This window comes from Massilia sp. Root351 (assembly GCF_001425045.1).
In the GTDB taxonomy this organism is placed as follows: domain Bacteria; phylum Pseudomonadota; class Gammaproteobacteria; order Burkholderiales; family Burkholderiaceae_D; genus Rugamonas.
The window spans coordinates 73,519-96,922 of record NZ_LMDJ01000034.1; the positions used below are offsets into that span (position 1 = coordinate 73,519).

Annotated in this window: 21 protein-coding genes and 1 tRNA gene; 10 read left to right on the top strand and 12 right to left on the bottom strand. The window is 65.5% G+C overall.

The annotated features are described in order from the left end of the window. Positions 1-10: 10 nt before the first annotated feature. The 4 genes from ASD15_RS27075 to ASD15_RS27090 form a co-directional block, all read right to left on the bottom strand. The gene (locus ASD15_RS27075; protein WP_082552183.1) at positions 11-1,459 is read right to left on the bottom strand and encodes a sulfatase; all 1,449 of its coding nucleotides are present in this window, start codon (positions 1,457-1,459) and stop codon (positions 11-13) included. Positions 1,460-1,472: 13 nt separating this feature from the next. After that, positions 1,473-3,815, bottom strand: coding sequence for a TonB-dependent receptor (locus ASD15_RS27080; RefSeq protein WP_082552184.1), 2,343 nt, complete (start codon positions 3,813-3,815; stop codon positions 1,473-1,475). A gap of 182 nt (positions 3,816-3,997) precedes the next feature. Further along, positions 3,998-5,392 (bottom strand): aryl-sulfate sulfotransferase, encoded by a 1,395-nt coding sequence (locus tag ASD15_RS27085; RefSeq protein WP_229418357.1) that lies wholly within the window; start codon positions 5,390-5,392, stop codon positions 3,998-4,000. A gap of 136 nt (positions 5,393-5,528) precedes the next feature. Then, a complete protein-coding gene (locus tag ASD15_RS27090; protein WP_162249951.1) occupies positions 5,529-6,332 on the bottom strand; it encodes an ABC transporter substrate-binding protein in 804 nt (267 codons plus the stop codon). A gap of 96 nt (positions 6,333-6,428) precedes the next feature. Between ASD15_RS27090 and ASD15_RS27095 the strand changes: the two genes are divergently transcribed. The 3 genes from ASD15_RS27095 (at position 6,429) to ASD15_RS27105 (ending at position 8,509) form a co-directional block, all read left to right on the top strand. Further along, positions 6,429-6,504: transfer RNA gene (locus ASD15_RS27095), tRNA-Phe, on the top strand. Positions 6,505-6,651: 147 nt separating this feature from the next. After that, positions 6,652-7,758 carry a hypothetical protein gene (locus ASD15_RS33435; protein ID WP_229418358.1) on the top strand — a complete coding sequence of 369 codons (1,107 nt, stop codon included), beginning with the start codon at positions 6,652-6,654 and terminating at the stop codon, positions 7,756-7,758. Between the two features lie 70 nt (positions 7,759-7,828). Continuing rightward, the gene (locus ASD15_RS27105; protein WP_229418372.1) at positions 7,829-8,509 is read left to right on the top strand and encodes a S9 family peptidase; all 681 of its coding nucleotides are present in this window, start codon (positions 7,829-7,831) and stop codon (positions 8,507-8,509) included. Positions 8,510-8,535: 26 nt separating this feature from the next. On the opposite strand, the gene ASD15_RS27110 is transcribed toward ASD15_RS27105, so the two are convergent. From ASD15_RS27110 to ASD15_RS27120, 3 genes are read right to left on the bottom strand one after another with little or no spacing between them, the layout of a single operon-like run. Beyond that, the gene (locus ASD15_RS27110; RefSeq protein ID WP_057158148.1) at positions 8,536-8,757 is read right to left on the bottom strand and encodes a hypothetical protein; all 222 of its coding nucleotides are present in this window, start codon (positions 8,755-8,757) and stop codon (positions 8,536-8,538) included. Further along, positions 8,754-9,167, bottom strand: coding sequence for an SRPBCC domain-containing protein (locus ASD15_RS27115; protein WP_057158149.1), 414 nt, complete (start codon positions 9,165-9,167; stop codon positions 8,754-8,756). The genes ASD15_RS27110 and ASD15_RS27115 overlap by 4 nt, the downstream gene beginning before the upstream one ends. Beyond that, positions 9,167-9,490, bottom strand: a complete 324-nt coding sequence (locus ASD15_RS27120) for a helix-turn-helix transcriptional regulator (RefSeq protein WP_057158150.1) — start codon at positions 9,488-9,490, stop codon at positions 9,167-9,169. Before ASD15_RS27120 ends, ASD15_RS27115 begins: the two co-directional genes overlap by 1 nt. Before the next feature lie 164 nt (positions 9,491-9,654). Between ASD15_RS27120 and ASD15_RS27125 the strand changes: the two genes are divergently transcribed. After that, complete coding sequence (locus ASD15_RS27125) at positions 9,655-11,340, top strand: beta-xylosidase (protein ID WP_057158151.1); 1,686 nt, start codon at positions 9,655-9,657, stop codon at positions 11,338-11,340. A gap of 78 nt (positions 11,341-11,418) precedes the next feature. Beyond that, complete coding sequence (locus ASD15_RS27130) at positions 11,419-11,670, top strand: DUF1059 domain-containing protein (protein ID WP_057158152.1); 252 nt, start codon at positions 11,419-11,421, stop codon at positions 11,668-11,670. An 18-nt stretch (positions 11,671-11,688) separates the two neighbouring features. On the opposite strand, the gene ASD15_RS27135 is transcribed toward ASD15_RS27130, so the two are convergent. Further along, positions 11,689-12,498, bottom strand: coding sequence for a class I SAM-dependent methyltransferase (locus tag ASD15_RS27135; protein ID WP_057158153.1), 810 nt, complete (start codon positions 12,496-12,498; stop codon positions 11,689-11,691). A gap of 233 nt (positions 12,499-12,731) precedes the next feature. Between ASD15_RS27135 and ASD15_RS27140 the strand changes: the two genes are divergently transcribed. Further along, positions 12,732-13,073, top strand: coding sequence for a DUF1840 domain-containing protein (locus ASD15_RS27140; protein WP_057158154.1), 342 nt, complete (start codon positions 12,732-12,734; stop codon positions 13,071-13,073). 281 nt (positions 13,074-13,354) lie between these two features. Further along, positions 13,355-14,935, top strand: a complete 1,581-nt coding sequence (locus ASD15_RS27145; protein ID WP_057158155.1) for an isocitrate lyase — start codon at positions 13,355-13,357, stop codon at positions 14,933-14,935. A 97-nt stretch (positions 14,936-15,032) separates the two neighbouring features. Here the strand turns inward: ASD15_RS27145 and ASD15_RS27150 are convergent, their stop codons facing one another. Then, positions 15,033-16,007, bottom strand: a complete 975-nt coding sequence (locus ASD15_RS27150) for a GlxA family transcriptional regulator (RefSeq protein ID WP_057158156.1) — start codon at positions 16,005-16,007, stop codon at positions 15,033-15,035. A gap of 95 nt (positions 16,008-16,102) precedes the next feature. Between ASD15_RS27150 and ASD15_RS27155 the strand changes: the two genes are divergently transcribed. After that, the gene (locus ASD15_RS27155; RefSeq protein WP_057158157.1) at positions 16,103-16,711 is read left to right on the top strand and encodes a cysteine hydrolase family protein; all 609 of its coding nucleotides are present in this window, start codon (positions 16,103-16,105) and stop codon (positions 16,709-16,711) included. A gap of 16 nt (positions 16,712-16,727) precedes the next feature. Here ASD15_RS27155 and ASD15_RS27160 read toward each other — a convergent pair whose 3' ends face one another. Further along, positions 16,728-17,264, bottom strand: coding sequence for a DUF2058 domain-containing protein (locus ASD15_RS27160; RefSeq protein ID WP_057158158.1), 537 nt, complete (start codon positions 17,262-17,264; stop codon positions 16,728-16,730). A gap of 151 nt (positions 17,265-17,415) precedes the next feature. Between ASD15_RS27160 and ASD15_RS27165 the strand changes: the two genes are divergently transcribed. After that, positions 17,416-17,859 carry a nuclear transport factor 2 family protein gene (locus tag ASD15_RS27165; protein WP_057158159.1) on the top strand — a complete coding sequence of 148 codons (444 nt, stop codon included), beginning with the start codon at positions 17,416-17,418 and terminating at the stop codon, positions 17,857-17,859. A 59-nt stretch (positions 17,860-17,918) separates the two neighbouring features. Next, the gene (locus ASD15_RS27170; protein WP_057158160.1) at positions 17,919-19,163 is read left to right on the top strand and encodes an erythromycin esterase family protein; all 1,245 of its coding nucleotides are present in this window, start codon (positions 17,919-17,921) and stop codon (positions 19,161-19,163) included. Between the two features lie 16 nt (positions 19,164-19,179). Here ASD15_RS27170 and ASD15_RS27175 read toward each other — a convergent pair whose 3' ends face one another. Both ASD15_RS27175 and ASD15_RS27180 read right to left on the bottom strand, forming a co-directional pair. After that, positions 19,180-22,104, bottom strand: a complete 2,925-nt coding sequence (locus ASD15_RS27175) for a TonB-dependent receptor (protein ID WP_057158161.1) — start codon at positions 22,102-22,104, stop codon at positions 19,180-19,182. 218 nt (positions 22,105-22,322) lie between these two features. Next, on the bottom strand, positions 22,323-23,402 hold the full coding sequence (locus tag ASD15_RS27180) for a sensor histidine kinase KdpD (RefSeq protein WP_057158162.1): 1,080 nt from the start codon (positions 23,400-23,402) through the stop codon (positions 22,323-22,325). Between the last annotated feature and the right edge of the window lie 2 nt (positions 23,403-23,404).

The window sequence follows — 23,404 nt, forward strand, 5'->3', positions numbered from 1 at the left end:
GGACATCGCCTCAGTCGTTGGCCTGAGGCGAATACTTGTCGGCCTGCGCTTTCGCGCCCACGCCGTGGGTGCGCACGTCGGCGGAAATCGGCAGCATGGACGCATCCCACGCCTCCCACTGCTGCTTCAGTTCCGCCAGCCGCTCGGGATGCTTGCGCGCCAGGTTGGCCCGTTCGCGCTGGTCCTGCTCAACGTTAAACAGGTACTCGTTGCCGTTGATCTTCAGGTATTTCCAGTCGCCCGCCCGCACCGCGCGCTGCGCGTTGGCCTTGTAGCGCCAGAACAGCGTGCGCTCCACTGCGGGCTGTTCGCCCAGCAGCACCGGCAGCAGGTTCCGGCCGTCCGGCGGATAAGCCGCATCCGGCTGCGTGCCCGCCGCCGCCAGCAGGGTGGGCAGCCAGTCCATGCTGATGGCCACCTGCTTGCTCACCTGGCCGGCTTGCACGCGCGCCGGCCAGCGTACGATGCCGGGTACGCGGATGCCGCCTTCCAGCAGCTCGGTCTTCTGGCCGCTGAACGGCCAGGTCTTGGAGAACCGCTCGCCGCCGTTGTCGCTGGTGAAGACCACGATGGTGTTCTCCGCCAGCCCCTGCTTCTCCAGCGCCTGCAGCACCCGGCCGATGGACGCGTCCAGCGCCACCACCATCTTGGCGTAGGTGGCCAGGTCGCCGCCGTCGTAGTGGAAGATGTTGTCGATCTGCCTGGACACCGCCTCGTCCTTCGGCCCTTCCCACGGCCAGTGCGGCGCGGTGTAGTGCAGCGACAGGAAGAAGGGCTTGGACTTGTCCTGCTTCTTCACGTAGGCGGCGGCGCGGTCGCCCAGCAGGTCGGTGTAGTAGCCCACTTCGCTCACCGCCACTTCGCCTTCGTACAGGTCTTCCTTCACGTTCGGGCCCACGCCCGGCTTGTGGGTGAAGTAGTCGATGGCGCCGCCGTAGTTGCCGTAGAAGGAATCGTAGCCGCTCTTCAGCGGGCCGAAATTCGGCAAGGAACCCAGGTGCCACTTGCCGATCAGCGCCGTGTTGTAGCCGGCCTTCTTCAGCAGCGAGGGCAAGGTGGGATGCCCGGGCGGCAGGCCGATGGTGTCGGACGCGCCGGCGATCGGCTCTTCCAGCCCGCCGCGCAGGCGGTACTGGTAGCGGCCCGTGATCAGCCCGAAGCGGGTGGCCGAGCACACCGCCGAGTTCGAATATGCCTGCGTCAGCCGCAGGCCCTGGGCGGCCAGCTTGTCCAGGTTGGGGGTGCGGAAGTCGGTCTGTCCATACACGCTCAGGTCGCCCCAGCCCAGGTCGTCGGCCAGGATGAAGATGACGTTGGGCTGGCCGTGCGCCCGGTCGGCGCTCCTGCCGGCCTTGCCGGCGGCCAGCGCCAGCGTAGGGGCCAGCGATTGCGCAACGGCCAGCGTGGACCAGCCGCCGAGGCCACCGATCACGGTGCGGCGTTTTTTATTGATGCTCATGTCTGCTCCTTGTTCAGAATTCGTGGCGGGCGGTCACGCCCACGGTGCGCGGCGTGGCGATCACCGCGTTGTAGGAACCGAAACCGCTGTTCCACATGCTGGTGTAGTAGTGCTTGTCGAAGGCGTTCTTGACCCACAGCGACACGTCCCAAGCGGCGCCGCGCGTGGTGCGCAGGCCAACGGAGAAATTGCTCACACTGTAACCCGGGATCTTCGAGTATTCGGACGCATCCAGCGTGCCGTAGGTGGAGGCGCGGTAGGCGTAGTTGGCGTTGTAATACGCTTGCACGCCTTCCGCCGCCACGTGCGCGTACTGTGCACCCAGGTTGCCGATCCAGCGCGGCGCATTCACCAGCGCGTTGCGGCCGGACAGGTCGCAGAAGGTGGCGCTGCGCTCCGGCGGGCACGGCGCGTTGCGGTAGTCCAGATAGCTGGCGTCGTTGAAGGAGCCGTTGGCGCGCAGGGTCAGCCCCTTGAACGGCGTGGCGATGGCTTCGAGCTCCAGGCCGCGCGTGCGCGCGTCGCCCGCATTGGTCAGATAGGAACTGCGGCTGACCGGGTCATACGCGTTGCTCTGGTAGCCGTGCACCACGGTGGCGAACAGGTTGCCGTTCAGCTGCAGGCGATGGTTCAGCAGGGTGCTCTTTACACCCAGTTCCAGCGCGTTGGCGCGCTCGGTCCCCACCAGCATCGAGGCCACGCCGCCCGCGCCCGGCACGGACAAGTTGATGCCGCCCGACTTTTCGCCGTGCGACAGGCTGGAATACAGCAGCACTTCCGGCGTCAGCTTGTAGCCGGTGCTGAGCAGCGCGGTAGGGCTGAACTGGGTCAGGCCCAGGCTACCGGAATCGTAGGCGCCGTAGCGGGCGTTGCGCGCGGCCAGCGCAGCGCCGGTGACGGCGGCGCCGCCGGTGGGCGCATAACGCACCACGCGCGCGGTCTTGTCCTCGTAGCTGGCGCGCACGCCGGCCGTGAAGTCCAGCTTGTCCGTGGCGTGCCAGGTGGACTGGGCGAACAGCGCGTAGCTGTTCACGCGCAGCTGGCCCGGCGCGTTGCTGCTCAAGTTGGACCAGGCGCCGGCCGGGTTGCCGTTGTAGACGTCGGCCAGCGGGCCGTTCACGGTGAAGGAGTTGTTGCTCAGCTCCTGGTAGTAGTAATAGGCGCCGAACACCGACTCCAGCGCCTGGCCGGACGGCGTGGCCCAGCGCAGTTCCTGCGTGAACTGCTTGTGGCGCGCCGAGGCGCCCACGTTCAGCGTGACGGGCACGGCCAGGCCGTCGTCGTTGCGCGGCGTGAAGTTCCAATAGCGGTAAGCGCTGACGGAGGTGAGCTTGTGGTCGCCCGCCAGCGTCCAGTTGGCCTCGGCCGAGGCGCCGCCCTGGTGCACCGTCACGTGCGAACCGGAGTCCAGGTTGACCGCGCGCTGCGTGGGGTCCAGCACCGGCGTGGCGCCCACCAGCTTGGCTTGCGCAATCGCGCGGCCGCTCGGGCCGGCGTTGTAGAACACCAGCGTGCCGTTGTTCGAGTCTTCCTCGTTGTAGTCGGCGATCACGCGCAGGCTGAAGTCGCGGCTCGGCTCATACAGCGCCTGGGCGCGGAAGCCCTGGCGGTCGCCGCCCTGCACCTTGCCGCCGTCGTACAGGTTGGTGATGTAGCCGTCCTCGCGGGTCTTGTAGGCCGACACGCGGCCGGCCAGCGTATCCGTCAGCCCGCCGGACAGCACCAGCTTGGCCTGGCCGTAGCCGAACTGGCCGCCCGACAGCTCGATGCTGCGCTCGGGATTGAAGGTGGGCTTCCTGGTGGCGATATTGAGCACGCCGGCGGTGGTGTTCTTGCCGAACAGCGTGCCCTGCGGACCGCGCAGCAGTTCCAGCTGCTGCACGTCGAGCGCATCGAAGGCGGCCATGCCGGGACGGGCCAGGTAGACGTTGTCCAGATAGATGCCGACACTGCCCTCCAGGCCGTCGCTGGCCGGATTGTTGCCCAGGCCGCGTACGGCAAAGCTCATCTGGCGGGCGTGCACATAATTGATGGTGGTGCTGGGCAGCAGCTGCTGCAAGTCCTGCACGCGGTAGGTGCGGCTGCCGTCCAGCGCATCCTCGCCCAGCACGGTCATCGGCGTGGGCACGTTCTGCGCGCTTTCGACGCGGCGCCGGGTCGTCACCAGCACGCTCTGCACGGCGCCAACGATGACCGGCTCGGCGCCGCTGGCTGCGGCAGTTGCCGCGCTGGCGGCGCCGGCTACACTGGCGGCCGCCCCGGCCTGAGCGTCAGCCGCTTCGGCGCCGGCCACGGCAGCGCCGGCTGCCGCAGCGACGGCGGCATGGGCCGGTGCCGCCATTGCGGCTGCTGCCATGACGGCAAGCGCGATGGTGCTCAGTTGCGTGCCCAGTTGCAGAACCGGCCGCGATGGGCTGCGCCGGGTGTTACGGTCTGCTGCAAAATGCTGTACCACTTTACTCCCCTTGTTTGAATTTTTGGCGAGCGCCTCCCTGCCGTTGCGGCATGCTGCAAGCGGGGGCGCTGCTGGTTTGCCTGTTACTTGTCGGCGAGCGCTTTTTCCGAGCGCGGAGTGCCCTGTGGTACCCATTCGTAAGGGACCGGCTGCGCGCGATAGACCCAGTTGGTCCTCACCTGCTTGCCTCCACCGCCGACGGCGGAATTACCGAAATAGGGACTGACGTATTCCCACACGATGTCGCCCTGCGGCGTGACCTGGAAGAAGCGTCCGTTCATGCCCTCGTCCACCAGCGTGTTCCCGTTCGGCAGGCGGCGCGCGCTGCTGATGAAGGCGCTGTAAAAGCTCCATTGGGTCTGGCTGGAATCGGCCGCAGTGTACTGCCACACGATCTGCTTGCTGATGGGATCGATCTCCAGCACCCGCGAGTGCGGAAAGATGCCGGGGCTGACGCGCGGATAGCCCGCCTCGCCCTGGTTGTCGAACACCAGGATATTGCCGGCGCCCGGCAAGCCTTTGGCGATCAGGTGCGCGTCGTGCAGGCCGATGATCTGGTCCACCGGGCGCGGCACCTTGCTGCCGGCGATGGCCGGATAGTCCGGCCCCAGGTTCCACACCACCTTGCCGCTGCGCTTGTCGATGATGGCGATGAAGTTCGCCTCGCGCGAATCGATGATGATGTTATCGGGATGGAAGCGCTGGTCGCCCTGGTCGAACCACTTGTTCGCGCCCAGCACCGCCATATTGTTCACGTGCAGATAGTCCACCGGCCCGGCGCCGTAGCGCGGCTGCGCTGCGCGCACCAGCTTCAGCGCTTCCGGAGAAAAGCCGAATTCTTCCAGATGCTCCGAGGCCACCCACTTCCACGCTATTGAGCCGGACGGCGTGACCTCGTAGATCACGTCATCCAGCACCTGCGCGGCCTGGAAGCCCGCCACGCTGTGCACCAGGTTGGCCAGCACCAGCGTATTGCCGTTGGCGAGGCGGCGCCAGTCGTGGTGCTGCTTGGCCGCGCCGCCGGGCGCGCCGCCGCTGGCCACTGAGGCCGAACCATAAGCCTCCTGCGCGCCGGCGCCCCATTGCCACACCACCTTGCCGTTCCAATCCAGTTCGCCGATGCTGGTGTTGCCCAGGCCGTTGCCAGTGGTCTGCGCGCCCGGCACGCTGCCCAGTTGCAGCAGGATGTTGCCGCGTTTTCCATCGGCCAGCGCAGGGTCCAGCAGCACCGGCGGGAAACCCTCGTGCGGCCACTGGCGCACCTCGTTGCCGTTCATGTCGATCAGGTGGGTGCGCTTGTCCTGGCCGCTGAACAGCACGTAGCTGTTATAGGCGCGGACCGGATCGTAGCGCGTCACGCCGGTGGGGAAGACGCTGGGCGCCGCCATCGCGGCGCTTGCAGCCATCATCAGGCAAACGCCCGCCGCCGCTGTCCACGCCACCGCCCGCACTGCCGCCCCTGCCTTCGCTACCGCCATCACAGCCTCCTTGTATGTCTCGCAATGTTGAAATTCGAGACTGCATCATAGGGAGGCCGCCGGTGCGGCACCACGAATCATTTCGCATACTGTTATTTGGCGTGCTGGCATTAGCTCATAGCCAAACACGCAGGTTTCAGTGCGGGACGACGGCGAACCTGAGCATGTCCGGCGGATAGTACTGCTGGAAATAGCGCCACAGCACTCCCCTGGACGCTTCGTTCAGCAAAGCGTGCAGCGCGCGCTGGTCGGCCGCCTGCAGCGAGCGGCGCGATACATAGGCGCCGCTCTCCGTCATCGGCAGGCCGGCCAGGGGCTGGTACGCCAGCTGCGCCAGCAGTGCCTGCGCGGCGGGGTCGGCGTTGAGCGAGGACATGAAGATGGCTGGCGCCATCACGGTGAAATCCGCGCGGCCGGCCTTGAGCAGGCGGCCGACGGAAGCCAGGTCGTCTGCGTAGTCGATGCGGCGCTCGGCCTCCAGCTGCCGCAGCAGCGCGTCGTACTCGTCGCCGAACGAGTACGACCGCACCACCACGCCGCGCAGATTCTTCTGTGCCAGCAGCGCCTGTACGCTGTGCGCCGCCAGCTTGCGCGCCTTCAGGCTGATAAGTTCCACCTTCCACTTCATCATCGGAACAAAGGTGGCGCGCAGATCGCGGTCAGCGCTGCGCGACGCGGGCACCATCAAGTCGGCCTGGCCGGATTCGAGGAACTGGAATGCCATGCGGGCGCGCGGCATCACGGGAAATTCAAATGTGCAGCCGGCCTTGGCGCCCAGCTCGCGCAGCGTATCCGGTATCACGCCGGACACGCTGTTCCCCTGCACGATGACGCTATAGCCGGTCGGCGAAGCGGGCACCCGGATGGCCCGCGAGCAGCCGGCGCTGGCCGGCTGCGGCAGCAGCGTAGCGGCCACCAGGGCCAGGATGGGCAAGGACATTTGCATCCGCCCATTCTACCTGCGGTAGCGTTTTGCCAAGAAGAACGAAGAGGGGCTTGGCAAAACGAATTTTGGTTTGTATAATTGCGGGCTCTTGGCCTGGTAGCTCAGTTGGTAGAGCAGAGGATTGAAAATCCTTGTGTCGGTGGTTCGATTCCGCCCCGGGCCACCAAGAACATATTCGACGCACGCCCACTCACGCAAGTGGGCGTTGTCGTTTCTGGCGTTCGTGCCATTCGAGGCAGTGCGCCGGCAAGAAAAATTCGCCGCGGGATGCCGAACTGCGCTATGGTGATGTTTTCATATTGCAACTTTTCGCATGAATGCTATCCTTCGCACCCTGGCAGTGGCCGCTTGCGTTGCAGTGCCGCTGGACGTCGCCGCCGCCGAGACCGGGGCCACGGCGCCGATTCCGCTCTCCACCTTCTTCAAGAAATCGGCCACCACCGGCGCCGCCCTGTCGCCCAACGGCCGCTTTGTCGCGCTGCGCATGCTGTCGGCGCATGGGCGCACGATGCTGACGGTGTTCGACGTGGCCACGCGCAAATCGCAGGCGATCGCCAACTTCCGCAATGCCGACATCGACATGTTCTCCTGGCTCAGCGACGAACGCCTGGTCTTCACCCTGGTCACCGTCGACCATGAAGGCGACGCCGGCAGGCCTGGCGCATACGCGGTCAACCGCGATGGCAAGGAGCGCATTTCCCTGACCGAGATCCTGGTAGCCAAGCGATCGTTCGCCGACAGCGATCCGGTCAATCACGATTATCCGACCCAGTTCTCCCGCCGTGGCTTCCCGCTCAGAAAAGGGGAAACCCTTGACGCCATCGAACATGATGGCGACGATGAAGCGTCGCTGGTAAGGCTCAACAGCCGCAATGCCCGCCGGTTCCCGGTCCGGGCGCCAAGCGGCACATACAACTGGCTGACCGATGCCGATGGCAATCTGCGCGTCGCCACCGCCAAGCGCGGTGGCCGCGTGCTCAACCTCTATCACGACAACGGCGACTGGCGCCAGCTCGACAGCCGCGACGCGCAGGCCGAATCCAGCTTCGATCCGCTGCTGTACGTGGACGGCGTGCTGTATGTCCGCTCGCGCAACGGCGGCGATGAAGCGCAGGTCTACCGCTACGACCTGGCGCACAACGCCATCGCGGCCAAGCCGCTGATCACCGCCCCCCGGCTTCGACACGGACGGCTATTTCATCATCAGCAACAAGCAGATGCTGGGCTTCCGCTTCACCACCGACGCCGAGGTCACCGTCTGGTTCGACCAGCGGATGAAAGCGCTCCAGCAGGAGGTCGACCAGATCCTCCCCGGCATGGTGAACAACCTGTCGCGCGGCATTGCCAGCGAGACGCCCTATGTGCTGGTCGACGCGTATGCCGACGTGCGCAGCCACGCCTACATCCTCTACAACACTGAAACCAAGGAGCGCACGCTGCTGGGCCAATCCAAGCCGGACGTCGCCGCGGACCAGATGGCGCAGATGACGATGGTGCGCTACAAGGCGCGCGACGGCTTGCAGGTTCCCGCCTTCCTGACGCTGCCGAATACTGCCCAGCAGAAGAAGCTGCCCACGGTGGTGCTGCTCGGACCGGACGAAGAGCGCCGCAGCGCCAAGTGGGAGTGGAACGCCGAGGTGCAATTCCTCGCGTCGCGCGGCTATGCTGTACTGCAGCCCGAGCCGCGCGGCACCAAGGGCTACGGCAGCAAGCATTTCCAGGCGGGCGCGGGCCAGGCCGGGCGCGCGGCGCAGAACGACATCGCCGACGCCGTCAAATGGGCCGTGGCGGAGGGCCATACCGATCCGGCGCGCGTATGCATCGCGGGCACCGGCTACGGCGGCTACGCTGCCATGATGGCCTTGCTCAAACATGCGGACAGCTTCAAGTGCGGCATCAGCTGGTCCGGCATGACGGCGTACCGGAACAATCCGGACGACGCCGGCTTGAAGGACATCAAGCGGCCGGTGCTGCTAGCGTACGGCACCGGGGACGAGGCCGTCAGCTACAAGCAGGGGCTGGCGTTCTACCAGGCGCTCAAGGCCGGCAACCCGCAGGCCGAATGGCTGGAATACGCCCCGGCCGTCGAGGACTGGACGACGCAGAAGAACCGCATCGACCTGTGGCGCAATATCGAAAGCTTCCTGGCCAGGCACATCGGCGCCCAGTGACGCGTTAGCGCCGCGCCGGTATGGCATCAGCAGCGGCTGCCGCCGGTGCGGGAGAACAGCCGCCGCACCAGGTGGCCCTTCCACATCCACAATCCCATCAGCACGATGGCCGGGAAGAAGCCGTAGCGGATGGAGCCGGCGTAGCTGTGCAGCTGGTCAATCGGCCCGTAGATGTAGCCGGCGACCGGGATCGCCAGCAAGGCGTGGGTCCAGCGCAACAGCGCGCGTTTGGTGGATTCGCCCATCATGCCGCCGCCTTCGCCACAAGCTGCTCCAGCTGCTTGAAGAAGTTCTGCCAGCCGTACTGCGCGCCCTGGTAGGCCTGCTCCTGGTCCAGCCGGAAGCCGGCTTGCTCCATCCTCAGGAGCGTGCCGCTGCCGGTGGCGTCCAGCGTCCAGGTGACCACCGTCTCCACGCCATAGGCAGACCAGGTGTAGGACAGCGTCTTCTGCGGCACCACTTCCTCCACCTGGCACTCGACCGAGCCCCAGTCCGCGTTGAACTGGAACTTGTGGCCGGCCACCGGCTGGAAGTCGCTCTTCATCAGCCAGGCTTCGATCAGGTGCGGCTGGGTGAGCGCACGCCAGAGCTTTTCCGGTGGATGCGGAAACTCGCGTTCGACAACGACGGTACGGAGTTGTTGGGCAGCTTGGTTCATTATTGGTCCATCCTCTTTAAAAGGTCATCGAGATCGTCGAACCGGCTTTCCCAGAAGCGCGTCATCTGGTTGGTCCAGTCCTGCAGCGGAGCCAGCGCATTGAGTTGCGCGCTGTAGTGGGTCTGGCGGCCCTGGTGCCGGTCCAGCACCAGGCCGGCCTGCTTCAATACCGCCAGGTGTTTGGAAACGGCCGGCTGCGAAATCTGCGCGTGCGCGGTCAGCCCGCCAACGGTCTGCTCGCCGCCGCTGCACAGCTGTTCAAAAATGGCCCGCCGGGTGGGATCGGAAAGTGCCCGGAAGAGCGCGTCGCGTGGGGTAGTCATCAGAATTCATAGCCAGTTAGTTATGGATTAACTATAGCCATACGGTTATGGGTTGTCAAGCACGCGGGATGCCAAATTCGATATGGCGTAGGACAAATTTGTGATTAGACTGCCAGCTCGGTGCGGCCTACCATCGAGCCACCGCCCTTTCCAAGAGAATAAGAATGAAGAGACTACTTACCGCCCTGAGCCTTGCGGCCAGCGCGCCGCTGTGCCTGGCCGCCACGCCCTCCCCGGCCTCGGCGCCGGTCCGGCTGACCGTCGATGCGGCCCAGGTGAAGGGGCCGATGACTCCGATCTGGGCCTGGTTCGGCTACGACGAGCCCAACTACACTACCGCCCCCAACGGCAAGAAGCTGCTCAGCGATATCGCCGCCCTGAGCCCGGTGCCGGTCTACGTGCGCGCGCACAACCTGATGACCTCCGGCGACGGCAGCTACGCGCTGAAGTGGGGCTCGACCGGCATGTACAGCGAGGACAAGGACGGCAAGCCGATCTACAACTGGACCATCGTCGACCAGATCTTCGACACCTATGTCGAACGCAAGATGAAGCCGCTGGCGCAGATCGGCTTCATGCCGGAAGCGCTGTCGCAGCGTCCGCAGCCCTACCAGCACCGCTGGAAGCCGGGCACGCCTTACCAGGAAATCATGACCGGCTGGGCCACCCCGCCCAAGGACTACGACAAGTGGGCCGAGCTGATCTACCAGTGGGTCAAGCACTGCGTGGCGCGCTACGGGCAGCAGGAGGTGGAGAGCTGGTACTGGGAAGTGTGGAACGAGCCGGACGGCCACTATCTGATCGCGCCGGACCCCAAGCTGGAATACTTCAAGATGTACGACTACGCGGCCGACGCCGTCAAGCGCGCGCTGCCGACGGCGCGCATGGGCGGCCCGCACACGGCCGGCGCGGGGCGCTTCATGGACGATTTCCTGCAGCACGCGCTGTACGGCAAGAACTTCAAGACCGGCAAGACCGGCTCGCCGCTGGACTTCGTGGCCTTCCACGCCAAGGGCTCGCCCAAGGTGGCCGACGGCGTGGTGCAGATGGGCATGGGCATCCATTTCAAGCGCCTCGACTCCGGCTTCGCGCTGGTGGAAAAGTATCCCGGGCTGAAGGGCGTGCCGGTCATCATCGGCGAGTCGGATCCGGAAGGCTGCGCCGCCTGCGGCATGCAGACCAACCCGGAAAACGCTTACCGCAACGGCACCCTGTATTCGAGCTATACGGCAGCTTCCATCGCGCGCGAATTCGACCTGGCTGCGCGGCGCGGCGTCAACCTGATCGGCGCGGTGAACTGGTCGTTCGAGTTCGAGGACCAGCCGTGGTTCGCCGGCTTCCGCGACCTGGCCACCAACGGCGTGAACAAGCCGGTGCTGAACGTGTTCCGCATGTTCGGCATGATGCGCGGCGAGCGCGTGGCGGTGGGCGGCGACCAGGCCTACGACACGGCCGGCATCATGGCCAATGGTGTACGCGGCGCGCGCACCGACATCAATGCGCTGGCCAGCAAGGACCGGCGCAGCATTGCCGTCATGGTCTGGAACTACCATGACGACGACGTCATCGACGCCGGCTCGCCGGTGGAGCTGCGCATCGCCGGCATACCGGCCAGGCAGGTGCAGCTGCGCCACTACCGCATCGACCAGGACAACAGCAATTCCTACAGCGCCTGGAAGCGCATGGGATCGCCGGTCAGTCCAACCGCCGCGCAAGTTGCCGAACTGCAGAAGGCCAGCGAACTGGCGCAGCTGGGCACGGCCGAAACACTGCAGACGCCGGACGGCAAGGCGACGCTCAAGATGCAGTTGCCGCGCCAGGCGGTGTCGCTGCTTACCCTTAGCTACTAGCGCTGGATCACCTGCGGCGCGCGGCTATACTGAAAAGGGCGGACACCGCGTTCGCCCTTTCCAGTGAAGGAGTTGATCATGACGCGCAAATTCATCGACTGCCGTGAGTTCCCGAGCGATACGCATTGCTCGGTTGCGATATCGGCCGACAGCGAGGAAGAGCTTTTGCAAGTTGCTGCGGAGCATGCAGTCTCGGTGCACGGCCATAGCGACACACCGGAACTGCGCGCGCAGCTGCGCCAGTTGTTCAGGGACGGCACGCCGCCGGAACACCAGCCCATGCCGGCGCAGCCCGCCGCGCCCGACGCCACGGCATCGCGCCCGCATTGAGCGCGGCTGCACGGGCAATCAGCGCTTGACGATCACCACCTCCAGATACTCGCCGGGCACGATCAGCGAGGCGGCGCCGGCCGTGTTGCATCGTTCGAGCAAGGCGGTCAGGTCGCGTTCCAGCGCCTGGGCGCCGGCCTCGTCGAGCGCGGCGAAGGCCTTGTGCACCGGACCGTAGAAATCGCGGAACATTTGCAGCCAGTGCGCGGCGGAAGCGTAGCGGAAGTTGAACACCTTGCGCTGTGCCTGGATGCTGGCCGCCTGCGCGCCGAACAACTCGTTCAGATAGCCCTCGGTGCCCCACATGGCCGGCGACTTCAGGCCGGCCGGCGGCGGCACGTGCTGCCCTATGGTCTTGAACAGCTGGCCGATGAAGCCTTCCGGCGTCCAGTTGGCCATGCCGATGCGGCCACCCGGCCGCAGCACGCGCAGCATCTCGCTGGAGGACTGCGCATGGTTGGGCGCAAACATGATGCCGAAAGTCGATAGCGCCGCGTCGAAGCTGGCGTCGCCGAACGGCAAGGCCTCGGCGTCGGCCACCTGGAATTCCACCGCCAGCCCCTCGGCGGCGGCGCGGGCGCGCCCTTTTTCCAGCAGCGCCGGCACATAGTCGGTGGAGGTCACTTTCGCAAAACGGTGCGCGGCGGCCAGGGTGGCGTTGCCGTTCCCCGCCGCGATATCGATTACCTGCTGTCCGGCGCGGATGTCGGCCGCCTCGGCCAGCGACTCGCCCACCATCTGCAGCGTCACGCCGATGACGGCGAAGTCGCCGCTGGCCCACGTTCCCTGCTGGCGCACCTTGATCGCCGCATAGTCTGGCTCGCTCATGATAGTCCCCTAGGTTAAAGAGGAAGCATAGTTGGCAAAACAGGATTTGCAAGCCGGTTCCAGGCAATGCGGCCCCTGCCTTAAAAGCCGCTTAAGCGGCCGGATTTCGTTTGGGAATTCAAGCGAACGGGTCTAATGTCTACGCAACAGGCAGCACCAATCCCAGCGGCTGCCTGGGCAAACGTAGTGCATTTATAACGTCATACCGATGACACGGCCCAGGAAGAGTTCGTATGCTAATTTCATTCAAATCCAAATCCTCCCCGGAGGTCTTGATGTACCAGGAACACGCCGAGCGCATTCTGCGGCTGCTGCACAAGAGCCCGCAGCGCGGCGTGATCACGGCGGCCGAAGCGAGCGAGGCACTGGCGCTGCTGGAGCAGGAGGTGGCCTACACCCGGCAGCACCCGGACCAGGACGTCGAACATGACGCCCATACGCCCGAGCAGGAACAAGGCGAGAGCACGGAACACGCGCTGCTGCAGCGGGTGAGCTTTTCCGCCCGCTCCTATCCGCTGCTGGAAATGCTGCGCTCGGCCAGCCGGGAAAACGAATACATCATGTGGGGGGTGTGAGGCGCGGCCAGCCGTCGCCGGAGCGCCCGATCCGGGCGCTCATCCTCAATAGGCGAAAAAGCATTTCATAGCGTGAAACACGCGCAAAAAAACCCCAGTGGAATTCATCTCATTTTTTGAAAGTTTGTTTCGCATCCTGAAATACGCAACTCAACACATTGAATTTAAACAAAAAAAATCTAGTTATATGTCTTATATAAGACTCTGGTGCGCCGCAATAAAAAGGCCTACTATTAATGCATGCGGTTTCACTTTCTTGCATTACTACCTAGGAGATTCACATGTCCAAGTACCAAGACGACATCAACGCCATCGGCGCCCTGAAAGAACAGCAAGGCAGCGCCTGGAACGCGATCAACCCGGAATCGGCCGCCCGCATGCGCGCCCAGAACAAGTTCAAGACCGGCCTGGACATCGCCAAATACACCGCCAAGATCATGCGCGCCGACATGGCCGCCTATGACGCCGATCCGTCGAAGTACACGCAATCGCTGGGCTGCTGGCACGGTTTCATCGGCCAGCAAAAAATGATCTCCATCAAGAAGCACTTCAACAGCACCGACCGCCGCTACCTCTACCTGTCGGGCTGGATGGTTGCCGCGCTGCGCTCCGAGTTCGGCCCGCTGCCGGACCAGTCGATGCATGAGAAAACCGCCGTCTCGGCACTGATCAAGGAGCTGTACACCTTCCTGCGCCAGGCCGATGCACGCGAACTGGGCGGCCTGTTCCGCCAGCTGGACGCCGCCGAAGGCTCTGCCAAGGCCGCCATCCAGGAACAGATCGACAACCACGTGACCCACGTGGTGCCTATCATCGCCGACATCGACGCCGGTTTCGGCAACGCCGAAGCGACCTACCTGCTGGCCAAGCAGTTCATCGAAGCGGGCGCCTGCTGCATCCAGGTGGAGAACCAGGTGTCGGACGAGAAGCAGTGCGGCCACCAGGACGGCAAGGTCACCGTGCCGCACGAGGACTTCCTGGCCAAGATCCGCGCCATCCGCTACGCCTTCCTGGAACTGGGCGTGGACGACGGCATCATCGTGGCCCGCACCGACTCGCTGGGCGCCGGCCTGACCAAGCAGATCGCCGTGACCAAGCAGCCGGGCGACCTGGGCGACCAGTACAACTCCTTCCTCGATTGCGAAGAAGTGTCGGCCGACGCGCTGGGCAACGGCGACGTGATCATCAAGCGCGACGGCAAGCTGCTGCGTCCGAAGCGCCTGCCAAGCAACCTGTTCCAGTTCCGCGCCGGCACCGGCGAAGCGCGCTGCGTACTTGACAGCATCACCTCGCTGCAGAACGGCGCCGACCTGCTGTGGATTGAAACCGAAAAACCGCATATCGCCCAGATCGGCGGCATGGTCAGCGAAATCCGCAAGGTCATCCCGAACGCCAAGCTGGTGTACAACAACAGCCCGTCGTTCAACTGGACCCTGAACTTCCGCCAGCAGGTGTACGACGCGATGAAGGAAGCAGGCAAGGACGTGTCGGCCTACGAACGCAGCAAGCTGATGAGCGTGGAATACGACAGCACCGAACTGGCCGCCGCCGCCGACGAGAAGATCCGCACCTTCCAGGCCGACGCAGCCCGCGAAGCCGGCATCTTCCACCACCTGATCACGCTGCCGACCTACCACACCGCCGCGCTGTCGACCGACAACCTGGCCAAGGAATACTTCGGCGAGCAAGGCATGCTGGGCTACGTGGCCGGCGTGCAGCGCAAGGAAATCCGCCAGGGCATCGCCTGCGTCAAGCACCAGAACATGTCCGGCTCGGACATCGGCGATGACCACAAGGATTACTTCAGCGGTGAAGCGGCCCTGAAAGCGGCCGGTAAGGACAACACCATGAACCAGTTCTAAGCCGCAGCCAGTTTTAGTTTTACCCTCGCCCACAAGGCAAACGGTCGCAAGCCCCCGCGCTGTATCCAGCGCGGGGGCTTGTTCATTTCGGGGCTGCTTATTTCGGCCGGAACTGCTTGCGGTAAGCGGCCGGCGACAGCGCGAAAGCGGCCGTGAATTGCTGGCGCAGCGAGACGGTGGAGCCGAAGCCGGCGATTTCGGCGATGCGGTCGATGGCCTGGTCGCTGGTTTCCAGCAGGCGCTGGGCGGCGGCCAGGCGGTGGTTCAGCAGCCACTGGCTGACGGTGGCGCCGGTCTTGGCCTTGAAGCGGCGCGTGAAATTGCGCCGGCTCATGGCGGCGCGCTCGGCCAGCAGGTCCAGGCACAGCGGCTGGTCCAGGTGGGCCAGCGCCCACGCCAGCACGGCGCCCAGCTGGTCGCCATGGTCGGCCTTGGGCAGCGGCTGCTCGATGTACTGGGCCTGGCCGCCGTCACGGTGCGGCGCCACCACCATGCGGCGCGCCACGCGGTTGGCCACGTCGGCGCCGTGGTCGCAGCGCAGCAGGTGCAGGCAGCAGTCGATGGCCGCGGCGGTGCCGGCGGATGTGAGGATGTCGCCGTCGTCCACGTACAGCACTTTCTGGTCCAGCTTGACCTTGGGGTATTTGCGGGCGAAGTCCTCGCTCCATACCCAGTGGGTGGATGCGGCGCGGCCGTCCAGCAGGCCGGCTTCGGCCAGCACGAAAGCGCCCAGGCACAGGCCCACCACCCTGGCGCCGCGTGCGTGCGCCACGCGCAAGGCTTGCAGCAAGGCTTCCGACGGGCGTTCATCGGGATCGCGCCAGGCCGGCACGATGACGGTGTCGGCGCGCGCCAGCGCGGACAGGCCGTGCGGCACGTCGATGCTGAAGCCGGACATGGTGGGAATCAGGCCGGCCTGCTCGCCGCAGATCAGCAGTTCGTAGCGCGGTCCGCCCAGGCGGGCCAGGTCGTCGCCGAACACCATGCAGGGCACGGACAGGTGGAAGGGGCTGATGCCTTCGAAGGCAACGATGGCGACGCTGTGGCCGGCGGCTAAAGTGGATACAGGCATGGCCCGATCCTATCACATGTTGTCCTGCGGGACACTTTCGCGGCGCACGCCGCGGCGCGATACTGATCCCACTGCACAACCAACCAGGAGATCACATGAACCATCCCACCATCCGCACCATGGCCGGCGCCAGCGCCCCGCAAAGCATCGAAGCCAACAGCACCGCGCTGCTGGTGATCGATTTTCAGAATGAGTATTTCGGCGGCAGGATGCCGATCCCGGACGGCCTGGCCGCCCTGCGCAACACGCAGCGCCTGGTGGCGCACGCGGACCGCGCCGGCATGCCGGTGTTCCATATCCAGCATGTGACGCCGGCCGGCAGCCCTATCTTTGCGGAGGATGGCGACACGGTGCGGTTCCACAGCGAGTTGCAGCCCGCGCCGCACCATGCGGTGGTGAAGAAGTCGCAAGTGAGCGCCTTCCAGGGCACGGACCTGGACCAGCGCCTGAAGGCGGCCGGCGTGAAGACGCTGATCGTGTCGGGCCTGATGACCCATATGTGCGTGACCGGCGCCGCGCGCGACGCGGTGCCGCTGGGCTACGCCGTGATCGTGCCGGACGACGCCTGCGCCACGCGCGACCTGGACGGCCCGGGCGGCGCGCTGCCGCATGCAGTGCTGCACCGCGCCGCGCTGGCGGCCATCTCGGATGCTTTCGGCCCCGTCATGAGCACCGGGCAGGTGCTGGAGCTGCCGGTGCGTTAAGCTGCCTGCTTCAGGCTTACCACATCAAGTCGTCGGGAATCTTGAAGGCCGCGTACGGATCGTCCTCGTCGACTTCGGTGGTGGTCTGCTTCACGCGCACCACGAGGGACTCGTCGCGCTCGGCGATCTTGTCGGCGATCACGCGCGGCACCAGTTCCACCGCGCCGTTCAGGCACACGATCACCAGGCGGCCGGCGATCAGGTGGGCCTGCACTTCCGGCGACACGTAGATGCGCTCGATCTTGGTGCCGTGCGTGAAGTTGTAGGCCACGTCGCCCTTGCCCTTGTTCTGGCGGTTCTGCTGCACCATCTGCGCGATCTGCGCCTGGATCGCCTTCTGGGCGGCGGCCGCGTCGCGCTGGGCGTTCAACTCGCGAGCGCGCTCGGCTTGCTTGCGCTGCATTTCCTGCGCCGCCAGGCGTGCCTCGTCCACACTTTCGGTGCCGGTGCGGCGCTCTTCCTTCTTCTGCTTGCTCTTGTCCTGCTGGACTACCTTGACCTTCTTTTTATCGACCAGGCCGGCCTTGAGCAGTTGATCTGCCAACGAAACCATATTCATTACTCCCTACGAAAGACGCTAGCATAGCAAACCTTGGCGCCGTCCTTGACTTCCGGTTTGCTAGCACTAGGCTGAACACACCGGCTCTTTGCGGCACGACCATCCGCGACTGCTGTTGGACTGCCGGCTTATCAGGAGGCATGTCATGGGTATACAGGAAAACAAAAAGCTGGTGATGGACGGCTATCGCCTGTTCCAAACCGGGGATATCCGCAACCTGCTGGACCGCTACCACGACGATGCGGAGTGGATCGGGCCCGATTCGGAGTTTGTACCGTTCGCCGGCCGCTTCCACGGCAAGGCGGAGATTGCGCAGTTCTTCCAGAAGCTGGACCAGGCCGTGAAATCGGTCCGTTTCGAACCCAAACAGTTCATCGCCGAGGGCGACATGGTGGTGGTGACCGGCGAATCGACCTGGCTGGCCAGGCAGACCGGGCTCACCTATGACAGCCCCTGGGTCCACGTCTTTACCCTGCGCGAGGGCAAGGTAGAGCGCTTCCAATCCTATTACGACACCGCTGCCAGCGAGCGCGCGCTGCATGTCGGACAACCGGGCCAGGCCGCGAGCGCGGCCCAGTTGCATCACTAAACTATTGCTTCCGCCGAATATTGGTATTACATTGGTATTTTCAGATATTCGGAGGAAGCATGCAGCGCACAGCCCTGGCCGCCCTGGCCCTGGCGGCATTTTTGCCGCAGGCACAAGCACAGACGCAGGCCAGCCAGCCCTGGCCTGTCGCCAGCACCAGTCCGCAGCACGAGGACTATGGCGACCTGAAGCCCTTTGCAGAAGCCATCGGCCATGCCCGCATCGTCGCGCTGGGCGAACAGACCCATGGCGGGCGCGAAGAGTACCTTCTGAAAACGCGCCTGCTCAAATTCCTGCACGAGAAAATGGGCTTCGACGTGCTGCTGCTCGAGAGCGGCTTGTACGACATGGCGCGCCTGGCCGAACGCGTGGAGCGCGGCGAGAAGCTGGACGACATCGCGCCCGGCAATGTGTTCTTCATGTACGCCAACACCAGCGAAGGACGCGGCATGCTGCAGTACTTCGACCGCCAGCGGGCGCAGGGCAAGCCGATGGCGCTGGGCGGCATCGACAGCCAGCACACCGGCGAGACCAGCAAGAAGGAGTTGCTGCCACGCCTGCAGGCCTATCTGAAGACAGCCGCGCCGGCGCTGGCCGAAGGCGAAGCATGGCAGCGCTATTTGCAAGCAGCCCAGCCGCTGCTGGAGATGCAGCGCACGCCGCCGCCCGCCGAGGCGCGGGCAGCCTTCCGCCAACACGCCGCCGCGCTGCGCACTGCCCTGTGCCAGGCAGCACCTCCGGGCGCCGGCATGGGCGCGGCGGGCAGCGTGTTTAGCGGCCCGGCGTTCTGGTGCCAAGCCGTAAAGAGCGTGGACGCGCAAGCGGCCAGCTACTGGAGCGCGGACCACGACTACCAGCGCGACAACCAGATGGGCGACAACGCCATCTGGCTGGCGGACCGGCTCTACCCGGGCCGCAAGGTGGTGATCTGGGCGCACACGGTGCACACCGCGCGCGGCTTTCAGCGCACGCCGGTGAACCTGCAAGCGGGGGAAGTGATGCACCGCCACTGGGGCGCCGACTACAAGATCGTGCAGTTCAGCGGCGCCGGCGGCCGGATCCTGGACTTCGTGAGCAACCGTCCGCTGGCCCTGCCCGCCATACCGCCGGACAGCCTGGAAGCCAGCCTGGCCAAGCAGCCGCACGCCCTGCTCGGCCTGACCGCCGCCGCCCTGCCGCAGCCGCAGCAACCGCAGCCCCAGTTCAGCTACGAATACGAACTGCAGCGCGGCGGCCGGCTGGGCGTAAACTGGGACGTGCTGTTCTTCATCCGCCAGGTCACCCCCGTCAGCATGGCGCGCTAGACCCGCTCGATTCCTCTCAGTACTTGTACGTCAGCCCCAGCACGAAAGTGCGGCCGGAGTGGACGTACAGCAGCGTGTCGTTGCGCTGCAGGTCGCGGCCGTAGCGCAGCGGGGTATCGGTCAGGTTCTGGCCTTCCAGGCTCACGCGCAGCTTCGGCGTGAGGTTGTAGGACAGGCTGAAGTCGACACTGGTGGAGCCGTCCACCACCGTAAAGTCGTGCCCGGCCACGTCGCCCAGCACGTTCAGCAGGTAGGACGAGCGGTGCGCCGCCGAGACCCGCGCGCTGAACTTCGGATCTTCGTAGAACAGCGTGATGTTGTGCGCGTTCGGCGACAGGCCGGTGAAGTTGGCGGTCTTGCTGAGCAGCTCGTTGGCCGGCGTGTTCGGATTGTCCACCCGCGTCACGTAGGTGATCTTGGAATCGACGTGGGTGTAGTTGGCCAGCAGGCCGAAGTTGCTCCACACTCCCGGCAGGAAGCTGAACGGCGCCTGCAGGTTCACTTCGAAGCCGTTCAGCGGGCCGCCCGGCGTGTTGACCTTGCGGCCCACCGTCACCACGGTGTCCGGCAGCGTCGGGCAGGCCGGCGTGCCGCCGGTGATGCTGCAGCCGCCGCCGATCAGCACCGAATCGGGCAGGCCCAGCGAGGAGAACACGGCGCGCTCGGACACGCCCTGGATGAAGGTGTTGATCTCCTTGCGGAAGTAGCCCACCGACACCAGCGCATTCTTGGCGTAGTACCACTCGGCCTGCAGGTCATAGGTGCGGGCGCGGATCGGGTCCAGGTTGGGATTGCCGATGGTGACCGACTGGTTCTGCGTCGACAGGGTGGCCGACGGCGCCAGGTCGGTGTACTCGGGGCGCGACAGCGTCTTGCCGGCCGAGAAGCGCAGCATCACGTCCTTCGGCAGCGAAGCGGTAACGTTCAGCGCCGGCAGCACGTCGCGGTATTTGTGCTCGACCGTGGCCGGGGTCAGCACGCCGTTGGCGTTGATCAGCGCGAACGAAGTGGCCTTGGTTTCGGCGCCGCGCACGCCGACGTTGCCGCGCAGCCCGACCGGGCCGACGTCGTACTTGAAGTCGACCATGCCGTACAGCGCGTTGATGCCCTCTTCCACGCCGCGGTTGGCCTGGCCCAGGTAGTTGTACTCCGAGCCCGGCACTTTCGAGCAGTGGCATTCGATGTCGTACACGGCGCGGAACTTGTCCAGGTCCACGGCCGTCCACGAGGTGGGCACGCCGCTGCCGCCCAGGCCACGGCCGAAGCCGTCGATCTGGCGCGTGATGCTGGCCATGGTGGTGCCGGCCGGCAGCGCCAGGCCGTTGCCGCCCGAGCCGATCTCCACGTTGGTCCAGGTGTTCTTGCGGTTTGACAGGCCGCCGCGCAGCGTGATGTTGTCGTTGACCTCGAAGCTGGCGTTGATGGCGTTGGTGCGCAGCTTGTTCTTGGTGTGCAGGTAGCGGCCGACGAACTGGCCGTGGAAGGTACCGTCCGCCTCCTGCGGCGCGAAGGTGAACAGGTTGGGATTGGCCACGTCCATGCCGAAGTTCAAGGTCGGCACGTTGCGGTTGTTGCGGAAGTCGAACGCGAAGCCGTTCACGTTCGGCGTGTCGAACTGCACGGTGGCGCGCATCGGCTCGTCCAGGTCGGAGTTCGACACGCCGGTCAGGAAGTCCACCTTGAAGCGGTCGGTGATCTCGCGGCTGCCGGACAGCACTTGCTGGCGGAACAAGGTGGTGTACTTGTCCAGCAGGCCCTCGGTGCGGATGTCGACCGCGTTGAACTTGCCGTAGTCCCAGCTGCCGTTGCTGTCGAAGTGCGCATCGACGATGGACGACTGCGGCTTGCCGTTGGACTGGCCCAGCGTACGGCCGAAGGAAATGGCCGAGATATAGTTGTCGTAGCGGTCGTTCTCGAACTTGCCGCCCATGAAGTCCAGGTTCAGCTCGGTCTTGGTGTCCGGACGCCATTGCGCCGACGCGGTGATGCCGGTGCGCTCATAGTTGGTGAGCGAGCGGCGGTAGCGCGGAATGCGCGGCGCGAAGGCGCCCGAACCGGCGGCCGGACTGGCGACCGTGCCGCCGTAGTTGTCGGTGCGTCCCATCACGTCGTTGTAGGCGGCCAGGCTGGAGGTGCGCGGCACACCGGTGCCGCAGTGGGTGGCGGTGATGCCCTTGGACGGCGTGTTGACCGGGTTCTGCGGCGCGTAGCCCAGCGGCGAGCAGAAGCCGCCGTCCTGGCTGGCGCTCAGCAGTTCAACCGCCTCGTAGCCCTCTTCCTGGATGGTGCGCTTGGAGTAGGCCACCGAGGCCAGCGCGCCGATCTTGCCGATCGGCGTGTCCCAGCGGTCCGAGTACAGCGCGGTCACGCGCGGCTCGGCCTTGCGCGACAGCTCGTTCCAGGTGCCTTGCCCGCCCAGGCTGAAGGTCTGGCCCTTGAAGTCGAACGGGCGCGCGGTGCGCAGGTCCACGGTGGCGCCCAGCGAGCCTTCCTCCACACCGGCTTCGGAGGTCTTGCGCACTTCCAGGCTGTTGAACAGTTCCGAGGCGAACACGCTGAAGTCGAAACCGCGCCCGCGGTTGGTGCTGCCGTTGATGTCGGAGGCGCCGGTGGCGGTCACGCCCTCGATGCCGTTGATGCGCACCCGCGTAAAGCCCGCATTCAGCCCGCGCACCGTGATCTGCTTGCCTTCGCCGCCGTCGCCGCGCGTGAGCGAGACACCCGGCACGCGCTGCAGCGATTCGGCCAGGTTGGCGTCGGGGAATTTGGCGATGTCCTCGGCCTTGATCACGTCGACGATGCCGTCGCTGTTCTTCTTGGTGTTCAGCGCGCTGTTCAGGCTGGCGCGGAAACCGGTCACGACCACCACGTTGTCATCCGCCTTGGCTTCCTGCGCCTGGGCCTGCAGCGAGGCGGCCAGCGAGAACACGGCCAGGGCCATCAAGGTCGGCTTTAGTCCAGGAGAAGACGGTGAAGCGGGAGAGGCTGGAGGAGTGGTGATGCTACGGTGCCGGCTAGTCATTGTGTTTCCTTGTGATCTATTTTGTTCGGAAATGAGCGCGTCCCAACGCGATTGGGATCATATGCGGATTCATTTCGCCCGGCGCGCGGCGAGGTCAAATAGTCAACTTGTTGATTGAGGAAAAACTTGGCAGGGGCTCACGCCGCCGAGGCCGCACCCTGGTAGGGGCGTGCGTCGAGGGGGATGTCGATGACGAAGGTGGTGCCGTCCTGTGGGTTGCTTGCAACAACGATGCTGCCGCCGTGCGCCTCGGCTGCCTTGCGTGCGAACGGCAGGCCCACGCCCCAGCCCTGCACCCCGGCCTTGCCGCCCGCGGCGCGGCGGTACAGCTGGAAAATGCTCTCGCATTCGTCCGGCGAGATCGGGTCGCCGTCGTTGTGCACCGCGATGTTGGCGCGCTCGAAGCGGCTGCATACGCTCAGCTGTACCGGCGCGCCGGGGCGGCCGTACTTGATGGCGTTGCCGACCAGGTTTTCCATCGCGCGGCGCAGCGTCTCGCGGCACCAGTGGCCCTGCAGCGGCTGCTGCGGCAAGTCCAGCTCCACACGTTGCGCCGCGTCGATGGCGCCGGCCACTTCGCGCGCCAGCCCGGCCAGGTCGAACTCGGTGATGCGCAAGGCCAGCTTGCCGCAACCGCCGAAGACTATCCTGTCGAGCAGCTCGCGCGTCATGGTGTCGATTCTTTCAGCGCTGCGCAGGATGGTTTGCGCCAGCTGGCGCACGTCCTCGTCGCCGGCCATGCGCTCGATCAGCTCGGCAGCCATGCGCGCGTTCGACAGCGGCGTGCGCAGGTCGTGCGTGATGGCGGCGATGAACTGCTCGCGCAGCGCCGCTTGCACCGCAGCAAAAGCGTTGGCGCTGTCACGGACCATGTTGTCGATGCTGCCGGCGATCAGCGCGCGCTGTTCCAGGTCCAGCGGCGTACCGGCCTGTTCCATCTGCGCGAACAGCACCTGCTTAAACAGCTGCAACTCGTGGATCAGGGTGGTGATGTCGTAAGGCGTCAAGCGCGCGCGTTCGCCGCCGTGCTCGGCGGCCAGCACCACCAGGTCGCTGGTGGCGTGGGCGCGTTCCGGCTCCGTCAGCAGCATGGCCAGCGTATCGACAATGGCCGGCAGGGTGTTGGCCAGGATGGCCACGTGCAGCGGCACCGCCTTGGGCACGTTGATGCGCATCGCCTCCATCCACGCGTTCACCACTTCCTCGCGGCAGGCCATGA